A 20,521-nucleotide genomic window follows, 5' to 3' on the forward strand; every position below is an offset into this window, starting at 1 on the left:
TTCACTCCACAAAGGAAAAGAATGAAATTATTCGGCACAGACGGGATAAGAGGTAAAGCGGGAGAAAAAATCACACCCTTTTTGGCTACAAAAATAGCAATGGCTTTCGGGGAGACAATAGAGAAAAAAACCGGAAAAATACTGGTCGGCAAAGATACGAGAAGAAGCGGTTATATGATAGAAAACGGAATTGTTTCCGGGCTTACGGCCATAGGATACAACGTTATCCAGATAGGCCCTATGCCGACACCCGCGATTGCTTTTTTAACGGAAGATATGAGATGCGACGGCGGTATAATGATAAGCGCGAGTCATAATCCTTTTTATGATAACGGAATAAAATTTTTTGATGCAACGGGAAATAAACTTGATGAAAAGATAGAAGCAAAAATAGAAGAGCGATATTTTAAAAATGATTTTTCCTTAAAAACAGGAAAAGAAATAGGGAAAAGCAAAAGAATAGACGACGTTATAGGCAGATATATAGTTCATATTAAATCTTCTTTTCCTAAAAATCTTAATTTAAACGGGTTTAGAATAGTAATCGATACGGCAAACGGGGCGGCTTACAAAGTGGCCCCCACTATTTTTGAAGAATTGGGAGCCGATGTAATTACAATAAACAATAATCCCAACGGATTTAACATAAATTCAAATTCGGGAGCCATGCATCCTGAAATTTTGGCGGAAAAAGTAAAAGAATACAGGGCTGATGTGGGTTTTGCACTTGACGGAGACGCCGACAGGCTTGTGGTGGTTGATGAAAAAGGCGAAGTTATCGACGGCGATAAATTACTCGGTGCTTTGGCATACTATTTACATAAAAAAATAAACTTTCCACCAATAAAACAGTGGTTACCGTTATGAGCAATTCCGCACTTGATAAATTTTTAAATAAATTCGGCATTGAAGTATTAAGAAGCAATGTGGGCGATAAAAACGTATTGGAACTTATGAAAAAAGAAAATATAAATTTTGGAGGAGAACAGTCGGGCCATATAATTTTCAGCGATTATGCCAAAACAGGCGACGGGCTTGTAAGTGCGCTTCAGGTATGTGCATATTTGTTGGAATCGTCTAAAAAAGCGAGTGAGGCGTTTAATCTGTTTGAACTGTTTCCCCAGATTCAGGCAAATATAAATGTGGTGGAAAAAATTCCCCTTCAAAAAATAGACGGGGCAAAAGCACTTTTCGAAGAAATTGAAAAAAACGGATTCAGACATTTAATAAGATATTCCGGAACGGAAAATAAATTAAGACTTTTAATAGAAGGGGAAAACGAAAAAAGAGCAAAAGAGCTTTTAAATAAACTGACGGAATTTTTTAAAAGTAAACTTTCATAAATGGAAAATGGATAATGGAAAATGAGTGTAAATGAGCTAAGCGAATTAAACTCATCTGGCCGTTTGAAAAACGGCCATGATGGAAAATTAAAATTTATTTTTTCTTTTTTAATTATTTTTGTAATAGACCAAGCTATAAAAGTTTTATTTTTAAACGGATTTGAATGGAATAACAGATGTATATCTTTAACACTTGCAATAAATAAAGGCGTTGCTTTTTCTATGTTCAGTTTTTTGGGAAATTATTTAAAATATATTCAGTTAATTTTGATTGTTTTACTGGGATTTTATTTTATAAAAGAAAAAATTATAAATAAACATCCGATACTTAGCGGTATTTTGTTTGGGGCGGCTTTGTCAAATTTGTCTGACAGGTTTATAAGAGGCGGGGTTGTGGATTATGTTTACTGGCACTGCGGATTTAATTTTGCCATTTTTAATTTTGCGGATACAATGATAGATTTAAGTATAATACTGTTTGCTTACTTTTATTTTTTTAAAAAAAATGATAAAATTTCATCCGAGGTCGCATAGCTCAGTTGGTAGAGCACTATCTTGACGTGGTAGGGGTCACAGGTTCGAGCCCTGTTGCGACCACCATTAATTAGTGAGTGGTGAATTGTGAATAGTGAGTTGTAAAAATCTCTATACTACTTACCAATCACAACTCACTACTCACTAAGGATGTAAAATGAAACTTGAAATTCAAAATGTAGGAAATATTGAGATAAAAAATATAGTTTTTGATTTTAACGGAACAATTGCAAAAGACGGAAAAATATATAAAGAAGTGAAAGACAAAATCATAAATCTTGCTGAAAATTTTAATATATATGTTTTAACTTCCGATACCCACGGAAATGCCGCTAAAGAGCTCCAAAATCTGCCGGTTAAACTTACAATATTAAAAACAAACAATCACACAAAAGAAAAAGAGGAATTTGTAAAAAATTTAAAAAACACATTTGCCGTAGGAAACGGAAGTAATGATTCCTTGATGCTTAAAGCTGCAGATATTGGGGTATGTGTAATAAATGAAGAAGGGGCAAGTTCTAAATCGATTATAAATTCTGATGTTATCTGCAAATCCATAATTGATGCTGTAAATTTATTGGAAAAACCAAAAAGAATTATAGCTACTTTAAGAATGTAAAAACATAACCTCTAACTTTTGGAGGAATTTTTTCTTTTCTCATTTTTTCTTTAAATTCTTTTGGCATTGGAGTTTTAATATAAGGTGATATATAGATATATTTTTCATTGTTGTCAACAGCAATTTTTCCCTGAATTACGCAGTTAAAGTTTGTTTTTAATATTTCTTCCCTTTGTTTTGAAGTAAGTAAGACTCCTAATTTTTTAATAATTTTATCTGCTATTCTTATATCAATTTCAGGGTTTGATTTTTCAAAATAGAACAGGTCCTTTTCTCTGTTAACAGGTTTATCAAATAAAAGTTTTTTATCCTTCTCTAAATATTCAAAACTTTTTTTAACCCCTTCTCTAAATTGTGTAATAAATTCATTAGAAAATCTGTGTCTGATTAAATTTCTTACAAATTTTATGTCGTCATTGCTTTTATCGTAAAAATATTTAACACCTGATTCATTCAAGTATGCTAATATTTCATCACGAGATATATTATAAAAAGGTCTATATATTTTATAAAAATCTCTCTCCTCCGTTTTGTCCATTGCTATTAATTCATTAAGTCCCGCACCTTTGCCAAACTGCATTAAAAACCATTCAAACCTGTCATTTAACTGGTGTGCTAAAATAAGTGTATTATAATTAAATTTTTTCATAATTTCTTCAAAAAATTTATATCTGCACTTTCTTGCCTCTTTTTCGCTGAATTTTTCTAATAAACAGTCTTTAATATAAATTTTTTTATTGTATTTTTGGGCCAGTTCTTTGGCATAATCAACTTCTTCATCACTCTCTTTTCTTGTGTGATAATTTACAATGGCTATATCAAATGGTATATTTCTTTCAAGAAGATAAAAAAACAGAGCCGTAGAATCAACTCCCCCTGAAAATGCCAAAAGATTATTTTGTAATTTTTCCAATTAATTCATCTCCTATAAGTTCTTTAATTTTTACATTGTATAAATTACCAATTTCCAGATTTTCTGTTTCACTTTCATTTATTAAAACATCCCCGTCAACCTCAGGTGCCCACAGCTTTGGTCTTACTGTATAAAAAAGACTATCCTCAGTCAATCCGTCAAAATAGCATTTACAGGTTTTTCCAATATATTTTTTAAGCGAATTTATTGTGGCTTCTTTTACAACTTCTTCTATTTCAAAGAGTCTTTTTTCAATAATTTGTTGAGGTATTTTATCTTTTCTTTTATAAGCGCCCGTATCTTCTTCGTCTGAATATGCAAACACATTTACCCTGTCAAACTCATATTCTTCTAAAAACTGTTTAAGTTCTTCAAAATCTTCCTCGGTTTCCCCCGGATGTCCCACAATAACAGAAGTTCTTACAAATGAAAATTCTTTTCTCATATCTTCAAGAAGTGATTTTAATTTTTTAACGCTTGATGGTCTTTTCATAATTTTTAGCATTCTCTCACTTATATGCTGGATTGGTAAATCAAAATAATTTTCCACTACGCTTGAATCAAATATCCTTCTAATCAGTTTTTTAGTTGTGGTGGCAGGGTAAAGGTATAAAATTCTAACTGTTATTCCTTCTATTTTATCTATTTCATCAATAAGCCTAATTAGACCATCTTTTATACCAAAATCCCTTAAATATGAACTGCTATCCTGAGATGCAAGTGAAAAATCTTTAAAGCCCTGTGATTTTAGTCTTTTTATTTCATCAACTATTTCCTCAATTGTACGGGATTTTAATTTTCCTTTAAAATTTGGAATTGCGCAGAATGCACATTTTTGATTGCAGCCTTCGCTGAGCTTTATATATGCGTGGTAACTGCTTCCTGTAATAATTCTTTCTTCATTGTGGATTAAATATATATTTGGGCTAAACTGAGACTTTTTATTTTCAATCAATTCATCAATTCTGTTGAAATCCCCGACGCCACTCCAAATATCAACTTCAGGTATCTCTTTTGGCAGGATCTCTTTGTATCTTTCGCTTAAACATCCTGTAACTGCTAAAATGGCATTTTCTTTTTTAACTTGCGCTAAACTTAAAATTGTTTCAATACTTTCCTCTTTTGCAGCTTCTATAAAGCCGCAGGTATTTACGATAATAACATCCGCTTCATTTGGGTTGTCTGTTAGTTTATAATCTTTAAGACGAGCTAGCATTACTTCTGAATCTATTAAATTTTTTACACACCCTAGAGATGCTAAATACAGTTTTTTCAAAATTCTCCTTTTTTGATTTATTTTATCAAAGTGATATAATTAAATCAATAAAAATTAATAAAAGGTGAAAAGTGGATAAGTTGGGACTATTTGTCGGTTTGATTTTGTCTATTATCGGAATGTATTATATTGATAAAAATATTTTATTATCTTTTGAGCTAAATCAGAGCAAATGGTTTGGAAAATATGTTTTTTTTGCTGCTTTTAATATTTTGGTTTTATGGGTTTTGTGGGTATTTTATAAAAAATTCAGAGGTATTTTAAAAATTTTAATGCCTCTTTTATTTGGAATAATAATTTTGTTTATAGGGGTTAAGCTTGCGTAAATTGATTGTTTTATTCGGTTTGTTTTTTAGTTTTTTATATGCAATATCTCAACCAGTAATAGATTTAAGAATGGATGAATGTAAATGGGATAATAATCCAAATACATATGAAATAAACAATAGTGGTAATTCAGGGAATACATATAATGCCACAGCTTTAAATGGCGCAAATACAACTGAAGGAAAAATTTGCAGAGGCGGTGATATAAATTCAACTTCAACAGAAGATAAAGCAGTTTTATTAAAAAATAATTATAAACTGCCTAAAAAATACACACTTAATGTATGGATTAAATTTCCTTTGAATACGCAGGGGCATAAAGATTTTGAAGTATGTACAAATTATTTTTTTGGGATTTGTTTAGAATATAATATAGTAAATTATTTCAATATTGCAGACAGGGTTGGAAGTAAATATGATTTTATCTATTTTACTGAAGAAAAAAGCTGGTTTTCAGATTCGTGGACTTTAAATGTAGATGATGATAATGGCGGGGACAGTATAAATTTCAATCCTCAAAATCTTAATGGATGGCATATGCTGACTTTTAAAATAACTAACAAAAATACGAAGTTTTATTTGGATGGGAAATATTATGATAAATTTAATACTCATCCTAATACAGGATATTTAGGGCTTATATTTAACAGTGATTATGGAAGCAATACAGACAATGAGCCAAACGGTCAGTCAATCGGAACTGATGTGGATGAATTTGAAATATACAATACCACATTAAGAAAAAGAAATATTAGAATTATTTATAATAATGAAAAGAGTGGAAAAAATTATGATGGAAGTGAAAGAATATGCCCTTCCTGCGGAGGCACTCAGGAAATAAACGGAACTTTTAATGCAGTTGATTATGTTTCAGGGCAGTGTAATGCTTTGAATGACTGGGATGACAATATAACCACAAAAATTGTAAATAAAGATTTTAATTTAACAGTTTTGGCAAAAGATAAAGATTTAAATGTTCCACTTGAGGCAAATATTACAAAAGTTGATTTTTATGAATATAATTCAAACGACTGTAGTGGAAATTATAATATAGAAAATATTTGTACTAACTGTGGCCAAACTTCTCCTACCGGCTGTCTGGGTATTTCTGATGTTAAAGTAAATAAAGCTGTAAAATGTATAAAGGTCCATATAGAAGGAAATGTTACCAATCCGCTAAATCCGATACAGGAAAGTAATGCAACCGATAATTTTGCCGTGAGACCTGAAAGTTTTGAAATAACAAATATTCCTTCAAATATTAAAGCCGGGGATGAGTTTAATTTAACCCTAAAAGCTTTAGATGTTAACGGTAATCCTTCAAAAGATTATAATGAAAGCGTAAATATTAATGGAGCTAGTCCCGATTTGGAATACAATATTTCAAAAAATAATTGTGATAACGGAAATTTAGAATTAGTTAGTGGTGGTAGTTTTAAGGATGGAATTGCAACAGTTATATTAAAATATAGCGAAGTTGGGGATGTTAATTTGACGCTTAAAGAAGTAAATGGCAGTGAATTTTCAATTGCTGATAATGATGACACTTCTGATAATGATAGGCTAATAGTGCCTGCAGAAGCTAAAATTTCAGTTTCTCCTGATCATTTTGACATTAATGCAAGTATTCAAAATTATGATAAAAATTTTACCTATTTGGATAATGATTTAAATTTATATTCAATTTTGGATATTAATATTACTGCAAAAAATAAAGACAATAAAACCACAACGAATTATAATAAAGACTGTTATGCTAAAGATATTGATATAAATATTTCAAAAAACTTAGCTCCTATACCTAATTTGGATAAAATAAAATATTATTATATTGATGCAAAAGATAATAAATCAAATATTTTTTCTCAGGATATTAATAAAACTGTCCAAATACATTATAAAGATACTAATTTTACAACCGATAATAACGGTTCTACTAAAATAAGTTTGTTTATTAATTTTGACAGAAACAGTTCAAATGCTGTAAATCCATTTGATATGAACATTAGTGAAATTAATTTAACTGACAAACAGGCAAACGGAAATACTCAAAATATAGGAAAAGTACTTTATTATTACGGAAATTTAGTACTTTTTGACGAAAAAGTCACAAGCGATGAATTTGATACAAGAAAAGATTATTTTATAGTTTATGACAATAATGAAAGTGATGATAAACTACCTTCAAATAATGAAATACTGCCTGATTGGTATGTAAACAGTTATCATAATACCATTGATGGAAATATAAGCAACAGTGATATTGTTGTATCAAGCGATTATAACGCTTCTAATCAAATAAACGGTGTTGAGGTAAGTGTGAATTCTATTCAAAATGGAAAAATCACTTTTCATATTAAAAGAACGAATTCATCAGTTAACTTTGCGGTTGTGCATTTGCTTGAACCTAATTTAAAATGGCTCTGGTATTCAAGATATGGAAATGATTACAACATTTCACCTAACTCTACCTGTTTAAATCATTTTTGTTTTAGTATAACTTGGGAAAACGGAGAAAAAGGGGTTATTAAAAGCGGAGAAACAAAAGGAACAGAATCAAATACTACAAAAGTAAATGAAACAAAAAGAGGTGTTAAAATTTTTAGATAAAAATATTATCAATAAGCCTTGTTTCTCCAACTTTTGCAGCAATTAAAATTATTGTGTTTCCAGGAATAATTTCTTTTATATAGTTAAAATCCCTGTCTACAAAAGCAATATACTGAAGCTCGTCTATATCCAAAATTTTCAGCATTTCTTCTTTTATTTTGTCTGTGTCTTTAATAGTAGCTGATAATTTTGCGGCTCTTTTTAGCGATTTTGAAATACTAAGAGCCCTTTTTCTCTCATCTTCGCTTAAATAGATATTTCTGCTTGAAAGTGCCAGTCCGTCTTTTTCCCTGGCTGTGTCACATTCCACTATTTCAATATCAAAAAAGAAGTTTTTTACCATCTGTTTTATTAAATATAGCTGTTGGGCGTCTTTTTTGCCAAAATATGCTTTTGTTGGGCGGATAATATTAAAGAGTTTATTTACCACCTGCAAAACACCGTCAAAATGTCCTGGTCTATTGAAACCTTCGAGTATATATCCTTTTACTTTCGGGGCTTTTATTAAAACCTCATCTTCACTGTACATATTCTCAGGTGTCGGGGTAAAGACAGCGTCAACCACCGCGCGTCTACATATTTCAAAATCAGCTTCAAGCCTTCTTGGATATTTGTTAAAATCTTCCCCCGGTAAAAACTGGGTTGGATTTACAAAAATTGAAACTATTACAAAATCATTTTCTTGTTTTGCTTTTTTTATAAGGCTTAAATGCCCTTCATGCAAAGCGCCCATTGTTGGTACAAAACCGATATTGCCTTTTAAGCTTTTTGTGTATTCAATGGCCTCTTCGGGTGAGCTTAAAATTTTCATAACCAGCCTTTTTTGGTAGAATTATATAAAAAAAACAAGGAATTAGATGGACGCATTCGAATATTCTGAATTAAGTAAAGAACTCGAAAATAAACTTAATAACATAAAAGCTATTTTAAAACCGGATGAAATAAAAAAAAGACTCTCTGAAATTGAACAAATGGAAAACGAGCCTGAATTTTGGAATGATCCTAAAAAAAGCGCAAAAATTCAAAAAGAAAAAAATATTTTATTAAAAAAACTGAATAAATATCTTGAAGTTGAAAAAGAACTTATGGATAACAACGATATGTATGAGCTGGCCAGTGCCGAAGAAGATGAAGAGACACTGGGAGAAGTTTTTAATGAAGCGCAAAAATTAAAAGATAAAATAAGAGAACTTGAAATTGAAGTAATGCTAAGTGATGAAAATGATTCAAAAAATGCAATTATCACAATTCATCCGGGTGCCGGGGGGACTGAAAGCCATGACTGGGCGAGTATGCTTTATCGTATGTATTTAAGGTTTGCCGAAAGAAAAGGCTGGAAGGTAAAAGTGCTTGATTATCAGGCCGGAGATGAGGCCGGGATAAAAGATGCTACAATTTTGATAGAGGGTGACAATGCCTACGGATATTTAAAAACAGAAAACGGAATTCACAGACTCGTAAGGGTTTCCCCGTTTGACAGCGGCGGCAGGCGACATACTTCATTTGCTTCCGTTCAGGTTTCCCCTGAAATAGACGATGATATTGATATAGAAATTGATCCGAAAGATATCAGACTTGATGTGTTCAGGGCAAGCGGAGCCGGGGGACAGCATGTAAATAAAACGGAAAGCGCAGTCAGAATTACACATATCCCCACAGGTATAGTAGTGTCCTGCCAGCAGGACAGAAGTCAGCATAAAAATAAAGAAATGGCGTTTAAAATGTTAAAGTCAAAACTTTATGAATTTGAAGCTGAAAAAAGAAGAGCCGAAGAAGAAGGAAAACCGAAAGATGAAATGGGGTGGGGCCATCAGATAAGAAGTTATGTGCTGTTTCCTTATCAGCAGGTAAAAGATGTTAGAAGTAATAAGGCATATTCAAAAGTTGACGATATACTTGACGGGGATTTGCAGGAAATTATAGAAGATGTATTAATTAGTGAAAAGGAAAAAAGCTGAAAAAAGCGTTAACTTTAATAGAACTTATTTTTACCATGGTAATAATTGCTTTTACATTTACTGTAATTCCAAAAATAATTCAAATTTCAAACAAATCTCTTATGTTTTCAAAAAAAGAGGATGCGATATTTAATATGATGAGTAAAGCTATGGATATTTCATTAAAAGAATATGATGAAAAAAATACAAAATATGATGATATATTATTAACAGGAAATCAAAATATTTTAGAATGTAATACAACTACTAATTACAGAATAGGCGGATTTGTCGGAAGCAGAAACTGTATAAACCACATTGAAGAGAGTGCTATAGGAGCTGATTCAAATGAGCCCCCTTATGATGATGTGGATGATTATAACGGTTTTCATGAAACATTAAGTTATGGTCATACAACTTATGATATAAATGTAACTGTTGGTTATACAGATGAATGGAATAAAAACAATTATAACGGAACTTCACTGGATTTTCATTTTACAAATACAAGTAATAATAAGAAAACTAATATAAAAAGAATAGAAATTAAAGTTTCTCAAAATGGTAAAGAAATTTCTTCTGTTAAATATTATTCTGCAAATATCGGGCATATAAAAATCGGAAGTGTGCAATGGTAAAAAGAGCTTTTACTTTAATTGAAATGATTTTTGTAATTGTTATTTTGGCTTTTATTGCTATCGGCAGTTTTAATTTAATTTCAAAACTTTATAAAAGAAACTACATAGCAAAAACTGAAAGCGATTTTGAATATTTTTCCCAGCAGCTCGCTGATCAGCTGTCAATTTTTTTATATAACAGAATTCCTTTGAGTGTAATTGGTTATAACGGAAATGATTTTAAATATATTGGTGAGATTGGTGAAAATGAAAATTATCCTGTAATGGAATGGATTGGAGAGCTTAACGATGCAAAAACCGGTAGAAATTTAAGCGGTTTTGCGGATTTATATGCCAGCAGCAAGCCAAATCTTAAAGCACTTGATTTTAATTCTTCTTTTGTTAATGATGTTTTGCATAACAAATACAATACTTCAAATAATTTAGATAGTTTAACAGCGGTGATTTTTGCAGGGACATTTGATGAGGGGGGCCAGGAAGTTTTAACTGATTATAAAAATGCATTTGGATGGCATAATCATAATCATAACTATGTTTTTACAATATCAAATTATACCCAAAATGGAAATAACTGTTTTTTAAGTTTAAATGATACAGACGGCAAAAGAATATATGCCAAATTTTATCTGGCCGACAGTGCCTATGCACTGGCGCTTGGAAAAGATATAAACAAAAATGCCACGTGTATAGCCAATCTTCATATTCCGGATAATGAATTGGATAATACTCTTTTTTTATTTTACAATTACAGACCATGGAAGGGTGATACTTTTTGTGCGGATAATAATGGAAATCCGGAAGGAAACGTTACAGTATTGGCTCAAAATGTAAAAGGATTTAAATTTAAAAAAGTAAATTCACATCTTGAAATGTTTTTTACATTTTTTAAAAGCAGGGGTGATATTAATATCTCCGTTTCCAAACAAAAGGTAGTATTTTGAGAAAAGGTATAGGACTTATTTGGGCGATTATAATATTGCTTTTAATAGCTACATTAATGACTGCTGTTACAAAAATAGCATTTTTCAGTGTTAAACATACAAGCGATACTTATATGATTCAAAGGGCCCAGCTTTTTATGCAAAGTGCAATTGAAAATGCGATTTTAGCAATTGAGGGATATGATAGAAGCGGTGGAAATTGCCTTAAAACAATTCATTTTACAGATGAAGATGGCAGATTTAAAGCCAATATTACGATTTTGAGATATTATATTTATAAAAAATGCCCAAATAACTGTAATATATGTGTTCCTATAAAAACAGGTTTTTCAAACGGATATGTGTTAATGGATGTAAAAGTAGTGAGCTTAAACAGTGCAAAAAATGACAATAAAAAAATAGTGCTTGAAAAAGTAACACTTCAAAGGCCGTGAATGAGAGCATTTAGTTTGATAGAACTTATTTTTGTTTTGGTTATTATGGGAATACTTTCATTTGTGGGAATGCAGTTTATTCCAAATGAAACGCCTTTAAGTGATTCTGAAATTTTAAAAAAACTTATTTTAACTAAAAAAACAAATGCCCTCGGGTATAAAATTTTCGGTGAAAACAATGAAACGTGTATAAAATTAACAAAAAACGATATTAACAGTGAAGAAAATGCTTCAAGAGTCAAATACCGCTTTAAATCGGATATTCAAGTCAGCGGGTTAAGCGGCGATTTACTCTGTTTTGATTATATGGGAAGGCCTTATGACGGAGGGGTGGATGAAAAGCTTACACATTTGCTTAAAAATTTTGTTACAATAACATTAAATTATAAAAATAAAGAGAAAAATTTAACACTCTATCCTGTAAGCGGATATGTAAGGTAATTAATGGAAAATGTCTATTTTTTAACTAAAGATTATATGTATGAATATGTTGACGGAAGAGTTGTAAAAAAAGAACTTAAAAAAGAAAAAGGTATTTATACTTCAATAATTTATTTTAAAGATATTTTTAATAATACATTTAAACTCCCTGCGGATTTAAATAAAGACGAATTGGTTATAGAAGCTGAAAAAACGGTTTTTAACGAAGCCACGCTTGATTTGAGTAAAGAATATAAAATTAATTATAAATTTCAAAAATTTGATGATTATTATTTGGTGGATGCTTTTATAGCTGAGGCTGACAGGTTAAAAGAAGAATTTTCCGATATTATTAAAAAATTTAAATATATCGATTTTGTCGGGGCCGCCCCTTTTGTTTTCGAAGAATATTATAATATTGCAAATATAATTCCCAAAAACGATATATTTATATTTTTTACTCCAAAAGACGCATTTTTGGTGGGATTTAAAGATAAAAAATTTGTTTTTGTCAAAAGTCTGGATAAATTTTCCAAATTGGCTGCAATTACAAATCTTAAAGAAGACGCCCTTATCACTCTTTTAAAAGAAAAAGGCTTAAATAAAACATCTTATGAAAATGATGAATTTTTTAATAAAATAGAAAGTTTTTTTTCACAGTTTTTTATGAAAGTGAATAATTTGATTAATTATTCCAAAAATTTTTACCATATGGATGAAATTAACAGGATATTTTTTTATTCAGATATAAAAATAAACGCTTTAATTGAAACGTATGAAAATTTTTGGCATTTAAGCGGTATTGAATTTAAAAAATTTGAAATTGAGAGCGAATATGACCCGTTTGAATATTGTGCAACTGTATATAATGCTAAAAATTATAATAATGAAGAAGTCAATTTCAGTATTTTTTTAAGACCTCCGAAATTTTATAAAACAAAAAGCGGTAAATTTGTGGTATTTTCTTTTATTATTTTAATGTTTTTATTAATTGACGGAATATACAAATATTATTTGATAAACAATCAACAAAAACAGATTTCAAGATTGCAAAATTTTTTTCAAAAACAAGAAAAAGAAATAAAACTGGTTAAACTTTACATAAAAAAATATAAAGAAAAATTTGACAAAGAAAAAGAAAATACTGCAAATATTGACACCCAAACAGAAGACATTTCATCAAAAATAGATTATTTATATGGTTTAAAAGTTAAAAAACCCCTTTTCAATGAAATAGCCGATGCAGTTGATTTTGCGGTTAAACATAATTTACAAATTATAAAATTTGAAAAAAACAAAAATAAAATAAACTTAATGATAAAAAGCAATATTGACAATTCAGATTTAATTGCAAAATTTGTAAAAAAACTTATAGATTTGGGATATAAAAATGTTTTCTCCAATAAAATTACCAATAAAAAAAACAGATATATCACTGTAATAAAGTATAATGATGAATAGATTGGAAGAATTTTTACAAAATCTTGATAAAAAAAATTTATTATTACTTTATTTATCTGTATTTATAATCGGAATTATTATTTATTACAATTTTAATTATAATGTTTTAAGTTCAAAAATTGATGAAAACAGCCGATTGATTGGTGATTTGGAAAATAAAGCAAATGTTTCATTAAAAAAATACAATACAAAACTGGCAAAACTGAAAAAAGAATATAGAAATTTAAAAATAAAAGAATATTCAAAGCTTCAGGATCTGGATTATTTAAATAAAAAAATTGATTTAAGTATTTTGAATATAAATGATAAAAATTTCTACTCCCTGCTTGAAAATATTTTGTATAAAAGTTCGGTTTTAAATTTAAACCCTAATTTCTATATTAGTAAAAACAATAATAATTTTAAAATTTACAATATAGAAATAAACGGGACTTTAGGGTATTGCAATGAAAGAAATTTATTCAATCTTATTAAATTTTTGGAATCCCAAAAATATGTAAACAGTGTAGAGAGTTGTTATATTGATGAAAACAGATCAAATTTTTACATAAAATATAATGTCTGGGGACTTAAATGAAAAAATTTTTATTTTTATTAGCAGGGATTTTTTTATATGCGGGTATTAGCAATGCTTTAATGGAAATAGTAAAAATAGAAAATTTTAAACCTCGTTTTAAAAAAATATTTTTACCAGCATGTACTTTAAAAGGAAAAAAAACTGTATTAAACAATACTGTTAGTAATTTGAATTTAAAACTGGAAGCGATTTTTAATAAAAAAGCTCTTATTAACCATAAATGGGTGAGGGCTGGAAACAGTGTAAAAGGTTATAAAATAATAAAAGTGTTTCCAAAAAAAGTGATTTTGAAAAAAAACAACAAATATGTTGTTTTAAAATTTGAAAGTAATATTTTAAAGGTTAAAAAATGAAAAAAATATTTCTGTTTTTAATTATTGCAATAACTCTTTTTGCCACAGATTGTAATAAAAAACTCTTTACCCTGCATCTAAAAAGCCCTGTAAAATTCAGTAACATTATTTCAGACATATCAAGCGAATGTAATTTAAATGTGGTAATTATTGATAAAAAAGCAAAGGATATTTTAAATACCGATATAAATTATATAAATATTGACAATGTCTCATTAAAGGATTTTTTAAACACCCTTTTTGATGTTAAAAATCTTTTTTATAAAATAGAAAACAATAATATATATATATCTTATTATAAAACAAAGACATTTAAGCTCGATTTTGTACCAAATTCCATAACCGGTGTTTCAAATATGGATACAACCGACAATACGGTAAAAACCGATTACAGTTTTGATTTCTGGCAGAACCTCAGAAATAATTTGATAAATATTCTTTCAAATATAAACGGGGATTATAAAAAACCTGTAATAGATAAAAATGCAGGGCTGATAACAGTAACTGCGAATAAACCGCAAATGGATCAAATAAAAAAATATCTCAATGATTTAAGTGACAGGCTTCATAAAGAAGTGTTAATTGATGTTAAAATTTACAGTGTGGAACTCTCAAAATCACATCAGACTGGTATAGACTGGTCAAAACTCAATATTGCAATGGATGCTTCGAATATTCCTCTCAGGGCGGCATATATTGGAGGCAGTGAATCTGTTTTCAATTCGGCAACGTTTAATATAAGCGGATTTTTAAATTTTTTAGCTCAAAACGGAAATGTAAATTCAATATCCAATCCTAAAATAGTAACACTTAATAATCAAAAAGCGTTAATCAGAGTAGGGGATACGATTTATTATAAATATGCAAATGAAATTACCACAAATTCAAACGGAAATCCCACAGCATCATATGAAATTAATTCAACGTTTGTTGGGGTGGTTCTTGATATAACCCCCCAAATTAGCGATAACGGGAATATAATTTTAAGTATAAGTCCCAGAATAAGCGCTTTTAAAAATCCAGGTCAGCTCAAAGATACAAAAAGAGATATGCCGCCTGATACAAAAGATAATTCGTTAATTAGCGTTGTCAGGATGAAAAATAACCAAACACTTGTTTTAGGAGGTCTTATTACGGACGATTCCAATGTAAATGTAAACGGAGTTCCTGTTTTAAAAGAAATCCCTTTGGTTAAATATCTTTTTTCTTCAAAAGACGAAATAACTTCAAGAAAAGAGCTTGTATTTGTTATAACCCCGCATATTATCGATTTAAATACCAAAAAAACGCTTAAAGATTACGGTTTTAAGAAACTTCCGAGTTTAGAGGATTTGGATGTTAAGTGATTTAATAAATGAATTTGAGGATAAAATAAATTTGAAAGATTATTTTTCTTATGTAAATTTTGAAATAATTAAAGAATCACTGCTTTCTTCAAAATCAAATATTATTTTTCTTTTGGGAGAACCGGGAAGCGGAAAAAGTTTTTTACTGAATTATCTTTTTAATAATTTTAACAGTTATATTTTAATAAAAGAACCCTTCGAAAGTAAAGAAGAATTTTTTAGGATTGCGGGAGAAATAAATAATAAAAAAATATTAATAGACGAAGCCCAGCTTTTGGACATTAAAATACTTGAATTTTTAAGAATATTAAGCGACAGGGGAAATCAGGTTGTTTTTGCGATGCACAAAATTGAAGGGGAAAAAATTGCAAAACTTCCACAGTTTTTTTCAAGATACAATGAGAAAATTTATTTAAAACCGTTGAATTTTGAAGACTTTCAAAAATATGTGACAGCAAAATTTCTAAAATATAACAAACCGGAATTAATAAATAAAAAAATACTTAAAAAAATTTATAACCTTTCCGGAGGTAATTTCAGGCTCTGCAAAAAAATAGTGTTTACCTCTTTGTTTCTTTTAAATTATTCTTTGAAAAATTCGTTGAAATACAGGAAAATAGATAACTGTATTTTAACAATGAGTGCTATAAAACTGGGATTAAAATGACTTTTTACGAATTGGAAAAAGAGTGTAAAAAAAGAAAAAGAAACTCGTTTTTGTTATTGATGTTCTTAATTTTTTTAATGTTAAGTATCGGTTTGAGCGCTTATTATTTTTCATTTAAAAAAGATAAAAAGATAAAAAAAACAGAAAATAAAAAAATTAAAAAAGTTCAAAAGACAAAAAAAATTAAAAAAATAAAAAAAACAGAAATTTTAAAACCGATAATAGATTTAAATATATCTGTTGATGAAGCTAAAAAAAAGATTAAAAAGGAAGTTAATAATACAAAAATTATTAAATCCAAAAAAGAATTATTAAATATTTCAACCCTGCCTTCTTTTGAAACATGTATAACACTGGCTAAAAATTATTATAAAAACGGTGATTATGAAAATGCTTTAAAATGGGCAAAAAATGCCAATTTGCAAAATAAAAATAAACCTGAAAGCTGGATTATCGTGGCCAAAAGTCTTTATAAATTAAATCAAAAACAAAAAGCGATTAAAATTTTAAAAATTTATTATGATTATACTAAAAATAAAGATATTTTAAATCTTATAGAAAGGATGAAAAATGGGGAAACTTTTTAGTGTTTTTATTTTATTGACAGTTTTTTTAAATGCTTCAATAATTGATGAATATAAAAATAAAAATTATAATAAAGTATGCAGTTATAAAAATATAACGAAATATAAAAAAAATGAAAAAATTCTTTCTATTATCGGTGATTCCTGTGTTAAAACAAATAATTTATATATGCTTCCGTATACAATAAATTATTTAATACACACGTCAGTCGGAAGAAAAAACGCAATCTATTTTTTGGTTATATTTAACGAAAAAAAACTTCTTTATTCATTTTTGTTTGATAATTTTAATATAAACAGTTTTGATTTTCCAAAAACCGATCATGTTTTATCTGTAGTGTTTAATGCTGTTAAAAATAAACAATATAAAAAAATAGGAGATATTTATTTAATTAAAAATAAAAATCTAACGATAAAAATGTATAAAGAAAATGATAAAATGATAATAGAAGAATATAATCAAAAAGAATTATTAAAAAGGTATTGGTTCAGATGATTAGAAAAAATGTAAGACTTGGGGATTTATTAATACAAAATAAAATAATTAACGAAGAAGAATTAAACAAAGCTCTCGAAAAACAAAAAGAATTAAAAAAAGAGGGGATTTATAAAAAACTCGGCGAAATATTAATTGAACTCGGTTTTGCAACGGAAAAAGAGATACTTGAAACACTTTCTCGTCAGCTCGGATATCCTTTTGTAGATTTGTTTGGTGAAAAAATAGATTATGATTTGATGAGCTCATTTCCAATTGCTTTGCTCGAAAGACATAAGATTCTGCCTTTTAGAAAAGATAACGAATATATTTATGTTGCCACTTCAGACCCGCTTGATTATGAAGCGGTGGAAACGGTTGAAAAATTTTCTCCAAAACCTCTTCAAATATATATATCTTTAAGCAAAGATATAAATGCCATATTTGAGAGATTAAAAGTTACCCTTTCAACCAATGAATCGATTAAAAAGGTAAAAATTGAACTTCAAAAAGGAGGCGGGAAAAATATAGCCGCAATAGATGAGCTTTTGGATGTAATAATTCAAAATGCGATAAAACAGCGTTCAACCGATATTCATATAGAACCGAGCAGATACAATTTTTCGGTAAGAAGCAGAATAGACGGGGTTTTAAGAGAGCTTTTTTCTTTCGATAAAGATATATATTTTCCTTTGATTTCCAAAATTAAATTACTCTCAAATATGGATATCAGTGAAAAAAGAAGACCCCAGGACGGAAGATTTACAAAAAATTATAATAACCATATTTATGATTTCAGGGTTTCCACCACACCGACACTGCACGGTGAAAGCGTGGTTTTAAGAGTTCTTGACCAGCAAAAAATACTCCTTAGGCTAACAGAACTTGGAATGAGCGAATATAATTTAAAAAGATTTGAAAAACTTATCCATACCCCTTATGGAATAGTGTTTGTAACAGGTCCTACAGGAAGCGGTAAAACAACCACTTTATATGCTGCGTTAAATGAATTAAAAGGTGTTGATAAAAAAATTATTACAGTGGAAGACCCTGTAGAATATGAAATTCCTCTGATTCAACAAATTCCCGTAAATTATAAAATAGGTGTAACATTTGCCGTGGCTTTAAGAAGTATTTTAAGGCAGGACCCTGATATTATAATGATAGGTGAAGTCAGGGATACTGAAACACTCACAGCTTCCATTCAGGCGGCACTTACGGGACATTTGGTACTCGCCACACTTCATACAAACGATGCACCAAGTGCAATTACAAGAATGGTTCAGATGGGGGCGGAGAATTATCTGGTGGCCGACGCTTTAATCGGAGTGGTTGCCCAAAGACTTGTAAGAAAAATTTGTCCTTATTGCAAAGAAGTTTTTCATCCAAGCAAGCAGGAACTGGAATTAATAAAACCGTATTTAAAAGAAAATATTACCTTTTACAAAGGCAAAGGATGTAAGGAATGTAATTTTACAGGATATTTGGGACGTGAAATGATAAGCGAAGTATTAATTATTAATGACAAACTGGCCCATTTGATAGCGAACAGCAAAGACAAGGTTGAAATTCTCGAAATCGCAAAAGAACTTGGGTTTGTAAGTATGATAGATGACGGTATAAATAAAGTAAAAGCCGGTATTACTACATTAGAAGAAATCTTGAGGGTTGTAAAAGTAGATGTTGTTTAAAATTAATTATATTAGTAAAGGAAAATTAAATTCAAAAATCATTAAGGCAAAAAATGTAAAAGAAGCTATTTTTTTATTAAAAAAAAGAGATAACAGAGCTATTGTAAAAAATATTGAAGAAATAGAAAAAGCTTCGGTTATAGATGAACTTTTAACAAAACTTGATTTAGCAAAAATAGATTTGGAAGAATATATAAGCGTTATTGATCAATTATATGTAATGCTTGATGCCGGACTTGGTATAGATACAGTAATAGATAATATAAAAGAAAATATAAAAAATAAAAAATTAAAAAAAATTTTTTATGCTATTTCTAACGATATTAGAGCAGGGCTTTCACTTAGCGAAAGTGTTAAAAAATTTGAAAAAGATTTGGGTACATTAAGTACAGCAATGGTTTCTTTGGGTGAAGAAACAGGAGATTTGGCAAGGGCGATGCATGATCTCTCTCAAATTTTAAGTGAAATTTTGGAAAATAGAAAAAGGCTTAAAAAAGCAACCCGTTATCCTGTTTTTATTATATTTGCAATGATGATTGCATTTGTAGTGGTGATTTTATTTGTAATTCCTCCATTTAAATCCCTTTTTGCCTCTCTTCATACCGAATTGCCGCTTCCTACAAGGTTTTTATTGTGGATAGAATATGCTTTTGAACAATATGGACTTTATGTATTAGCAGGTGCTATAATAATTTTTGGAATATTAACATATATTTATAATACCAGTGAAAAAGCAAGACTTAAAATGGATAAGTTTATGCTGAAAATCTATATAGTTGGGCCTGTTATTAAGCTTGCCATGATTGGAAGGTTTATTTTTGTAATGCAAAGACTTATTGATGCGGGGATTCCTATAATTAATGCGGTGGAAATTGCTTTAAATATTGTTGATAACAGATTTATCTACAAAAGACTGATACTGATTAAAAATTCCATTCAGATGGGTGGGACTGTAAAACAGGGATTTGTTGAGAGCGGACTGTTTGAAAATATGATAATTCAAATGATAGCGGCGGGGGAAGAATCGGGCTCGCTTGTACTTATGCTTCAAAAAGCAAGCAATTATTATCTGAATAAATACAGGTATATTGTTGATAATATAGCAGCACTGATTGAGCCTGTTTTAATAGCTGCAATAGCGGGATTTGTATTTACACTGGCACTTGGAATATTTTTGCCGATGTGGAACCTTACAGAGGCAATGCAATAGGAGAAGATATGGGGATAGAGACGGGAAGTATAATAACGGCAATTATCAGTACAATAATTTTAGCTTTTGCTTTATGGATAATTTATAAAGTTTCCAATATTTAAAAAATTATGAAATATTTATTAAAACGCTCGACTTTTAAAACACATTGTAGTATAATTAAAA

The 20,521-nt window shown here is 29.3% G+C and carries 21 protein-coding genes, 1 tRNA gene and 1 pseudogene; 20 read left to right on the forward strand and 3 right to left on the reverse strand.

The window, feature by feature from the left end; all coding sequences use genetic code 11:
* Window positions 1–21 precede the first annotated feature (21 nt).
* The 4 genes and pseudogenes from glmM (at window position 22) to DZ68_RS0105620 (ending at window position 2,496) form a co-directional block, all read left to right on the forward strand.
* A pseudogene (glmM, locus tag DZ68_RS11355) lies at window positions 22–1,343 on the forward strand (phosphoglucosamine mutase).
* Window positions 1,344–1,364: 21 nt separating this feature from the next.
* Entirely contained in the window at window positions 1,365–1,877 is a 513-nt protein-coding gene (lspA, locus tag DZ68_RS10470) for a signal peptidase II (RefSeq protein WP_024790882.1), read from the forward strand.
* A tRNA-Val gene (locus tag DZ68_RS0105615) sits at window positions 1,868–1,943 on the forward strand. The genes lspA and DZ68_RS0105615 overlap by 10 nt, the downstream gene beginning before the upstream one ends.
* Window positions 1,944–2,034: 91 nt before the next feature.
* Window positions 2,035–2,496: an HAD family hydrolase gene (locus DZ68_RS0105620; RefSeq protein ID WP_024787657.1), complete on the forward strand. Its 462-nt coding sequence runs from the start codon at window positions 2,035–2,037 to the stop codon at window positions 2,494–2,496.
* On the opposite strand, the gene tilS is transcribed toward DZ68_RS0105620, so the two are convergent.
* A complete protein-coding gene (tilS, locus tag DZ68_RS0105625; RefSeq protein WP_024787658.1) occupies window positions 2,480–3,409 on the reverse strand; it encodes a tRNA lysidine(34) synthetase TilS in 930 nt (309 codons plus the stop codon). The genes DZ68_RS0105620 and tilS overlap by 17 nt on opposite strands.
* A complete protein-coding gene (gene rimO, locus DZ68_RS0105630; RefSeq protein ID WP_024787659.1) occupies window positions 3,390–4,685 on the reverse strand; it encodes a 30S ribosomal protein S12 methylthiotransferase RimO in 1,296 nt (431 codons plus the stop codon). The genes tilS and rimO overlap by 20 nt, the downstream gene beginning before the upstream one ends.
* A gap of 71 nt (window positions 4,686–4,756) precedes the next feature.
* Between rimO and DZ68_RS0105635 the strand changes: the two genes are divergently transcribed.
* Window positions 4,757–5,011 carry a hypothetical protein gene (locus DZ68_RS0105635; protein WP_024787660.1) on the forward strand — a complete coding sequence of 85 codons (255 nt, stop codon included), beginning with the start codon at window positions 4,757–4,759 and terminating at the stop codon, window positions 5,009–5,011.
* Entirely contained in the window at window positions 5,004–7,622 is a 2,619-nt protein-coding gene (locus tag DZ68_RS0105640) for a hypothetical protein (protein WP_024790883.1), read from the forward strand. The genes DZ68_RS0105635 and DZ68_RS0105640 overlap by 8 nt, the downstream gene beginning before the upstream one ends.
* Here DZ68_RS0105640 and panC read toward each other — a convergent pair.
* A complete protein-coding gene (panC, locus tag DZ68_RS0105645) occupies window positions 7,615–8,433 on the reverse strand; it encodes a pantoate--beta-alanine ligase (RefSeq protein WP_024787662.1) in 819 nt (272 codons plus the stop codon). The genes DZ68_RS0105640 and panC overlap by 8 nt on opposite strands.
* Window positions 8,434–8,479: 46 nt before the next feature.
* On the opposite strand from panC, the gene prfB reads away from it, so the two are divergent.
* From prfB to DZ68_RS0105715, 14 genes are read left to right on the forward strand one after another with little or no spacing between them, the layout of a single operon-like run.
* The gene (prfB, locus tag DZ68_RS0105650) at window positions 8,480–9,580 is read left to right on the forward strand and encodes a peptide chain release factor 2 (RefSeq protein ID WP_024790884.1); all 1,101 of its coding nucleotides are present in this window, start codon (window positions 8,480–8,482) and stop codon (window positions 9,578–9,580) included.
* Between the two features lie 35 nt (window positions 9,581–9,615).
* Complete coding sequence (locus tag DZ68_RS0105655) at window positions 9,616–10,197, forward strand: hypothetical protein (protein WP_024787664.1); 582 nt, start codon at window positions 9,616–9,618, stop codon at window positions 10,195–10,197.
* The gene (locus DZ68_RS0105660) at window positions 10,191–11,138 is read left to right on the forward strand and encodes a type II secretion system protein (protein ID WP_024787665.1); all 948 of its coding nucleotides are present in this window, start codon (window positions 10,191–10,193) and stop codon (window positions 11,136–11,138) included. Before DZ68_RS0105655 ends, DZ68_RS0105660 begins: the two co-directional genes overlap by 7 nt.
* Window positions 11,135–11,572, forward strand: a complete 438-nt coding sequence (locus DZ68_RS0105665; RefSeq protein WP_024787666.1) for a hypothetical protein — start codon at window positions 11,135–11,137, stop codon at window positions 11,570–11,572. The genes DZ68_RS0105660 and DZ68_RS0105665 overlap by 4 nt, the downstream gene beginning before the upstream one ends.
* Window positions 11,573–12,013, forward strand: a complete 441-nt coding sequence (locus DZ68_RS0105670) for a type II secretion system protein (RefSeq protein WP_024787667.1) — start codon at window positions 11,573–11,575, stop codon at window positions 12,011–12,013.
* 3 nt (window positions 12,014–12,016) lie between these two features.
* Entirely contained in the window at window positions 12,017–13,453 is a 1,437-nt protein-coding gene (locus tag DZ68_RS0105675) for a hypothetical protein (RefSeq protein WP_024790885.1), read from the forward strand.
* Complete coding sequence (locus DZ68_RS0105680; RefSeq protein ID WP_156920221.1) at window positions 13,443–14,030, forward strand: hypothetical protein; 588 nt, start codon at window positions 13,443–13,445, stop codon at window positions 14,028–14,030. Before DZ68_RS0105675 ends, DZ68_RS0105680 begins: the two co-directional genes overlap by 11 nt.
* Window positions 14,027–14,383: a hypothetical protein gene (locus tag DZ68_RS0105685; RefSeq protein ID WP_024787670.1), complete on the forward strand. Its 357-nt coding sequence runs from the start codon at window positions 14,027–14,029 to the stop codon at window positions 14,381–14,383. Before DZ68_RS0105680 ends, DZ68_RS0105685 begins: the two co-directional genes overlap by 4 nt.
* The gene (locus tag DZ68_RS0105690) at window positions 14,380–15,729 is read left to right on the forward strand and encodes a type II secretion system protein GspD (protein WP_024787671.1); all 1,350 of its coding nucleotides are present in this window, start codon (window positions 14,380–14,382) and stop codon (window positions 15,727–15,729) included. The genes DZ68_RS0105685 and DZ68_RS0105690 overlap by 4 nt, the downstream gene beginning before the upstream one ends.
* On the forward strand, window positions 15,719–16,396 hold the full coding sequence (locus DZ68_RS0105695; protein WP_024787672.1) for an ATP-binding protein: 678 nt from the start codon (window positions 15,719–15,721) through the stop codon (window positions 16,394–16,396). The genes DZ68_RS0105690 and DZ68_RS0105695 overlap by 11 nt, the downstream gene beginning before the upstream one ends.
* Complete coding sequence (locus DZ68_RS0105700) at window positions 16,393–16,983, forward strand: CDC27 family protein (RefSeq protein ID WP_024790886.1); 591 nt, start codon at window positions 16,393–16,395, stop codon at window positions 16,981–16,983. The genes DZ68_RS0105695 and DZ68_RS0105700 overlap by 4 nt, the downstream gene beginning before the upstream one ends.
* The gene (locus DZ68_RS0105705) at window positions 16,967–17,476 is read left to right on the forward strand and encodes a hypothetical protein (protein WP_024787673.1); all 510 of its coding nucleotides are present in this window, start codon (window positions 16,967–16,969) and stop codon (window positions 17,474–17,476) included. Before DZ68_RS0105700 ends, DZ68_RS0105705 begins: the two co-directional genes overlap by 17 nt.
* Window positions 17,473–19,146, forward strand: a complete 1,674-nt coding sequence (locus tag DZ68_RS0105710; protein WP_024787674.1) for a GspE/PulE family protein — start codon at window positions 17,473–17,475, stop codon at window positions 19,144–19,146. Before DZ68_RS0105705 ends, DZ68_RS0105710 begins: the two co-directional genes overlap by 4 nt.
* On the forward strand, window positions 19,136–20,356 hold the full coding sequence (locus tag DZ68_RS0105715; protein ID WP_035907168.1) for a type II secretion system F family protein: 1,221 nt from the start codon (window positions 19,136–19,138) through the stop codon (window positions 20,354–20,356). Before DZ68_RS0105710 ends, DZ68_RS0105715 begins: the two co-directional genes overlap by 11 nt.
* The last annotated feature ends 165 nt before the right edge of the window (window positions 20,357–20,521 follow it).

Source organism: Lebetimonas sp. JS085 (assembly GCF_000523295.1).
Classification (GTDB): domain Bacteria; phylum Campylobacterota; class Campylobacteria; order Campylobacterales; family Nautiliaceae; genus Lebetimonas.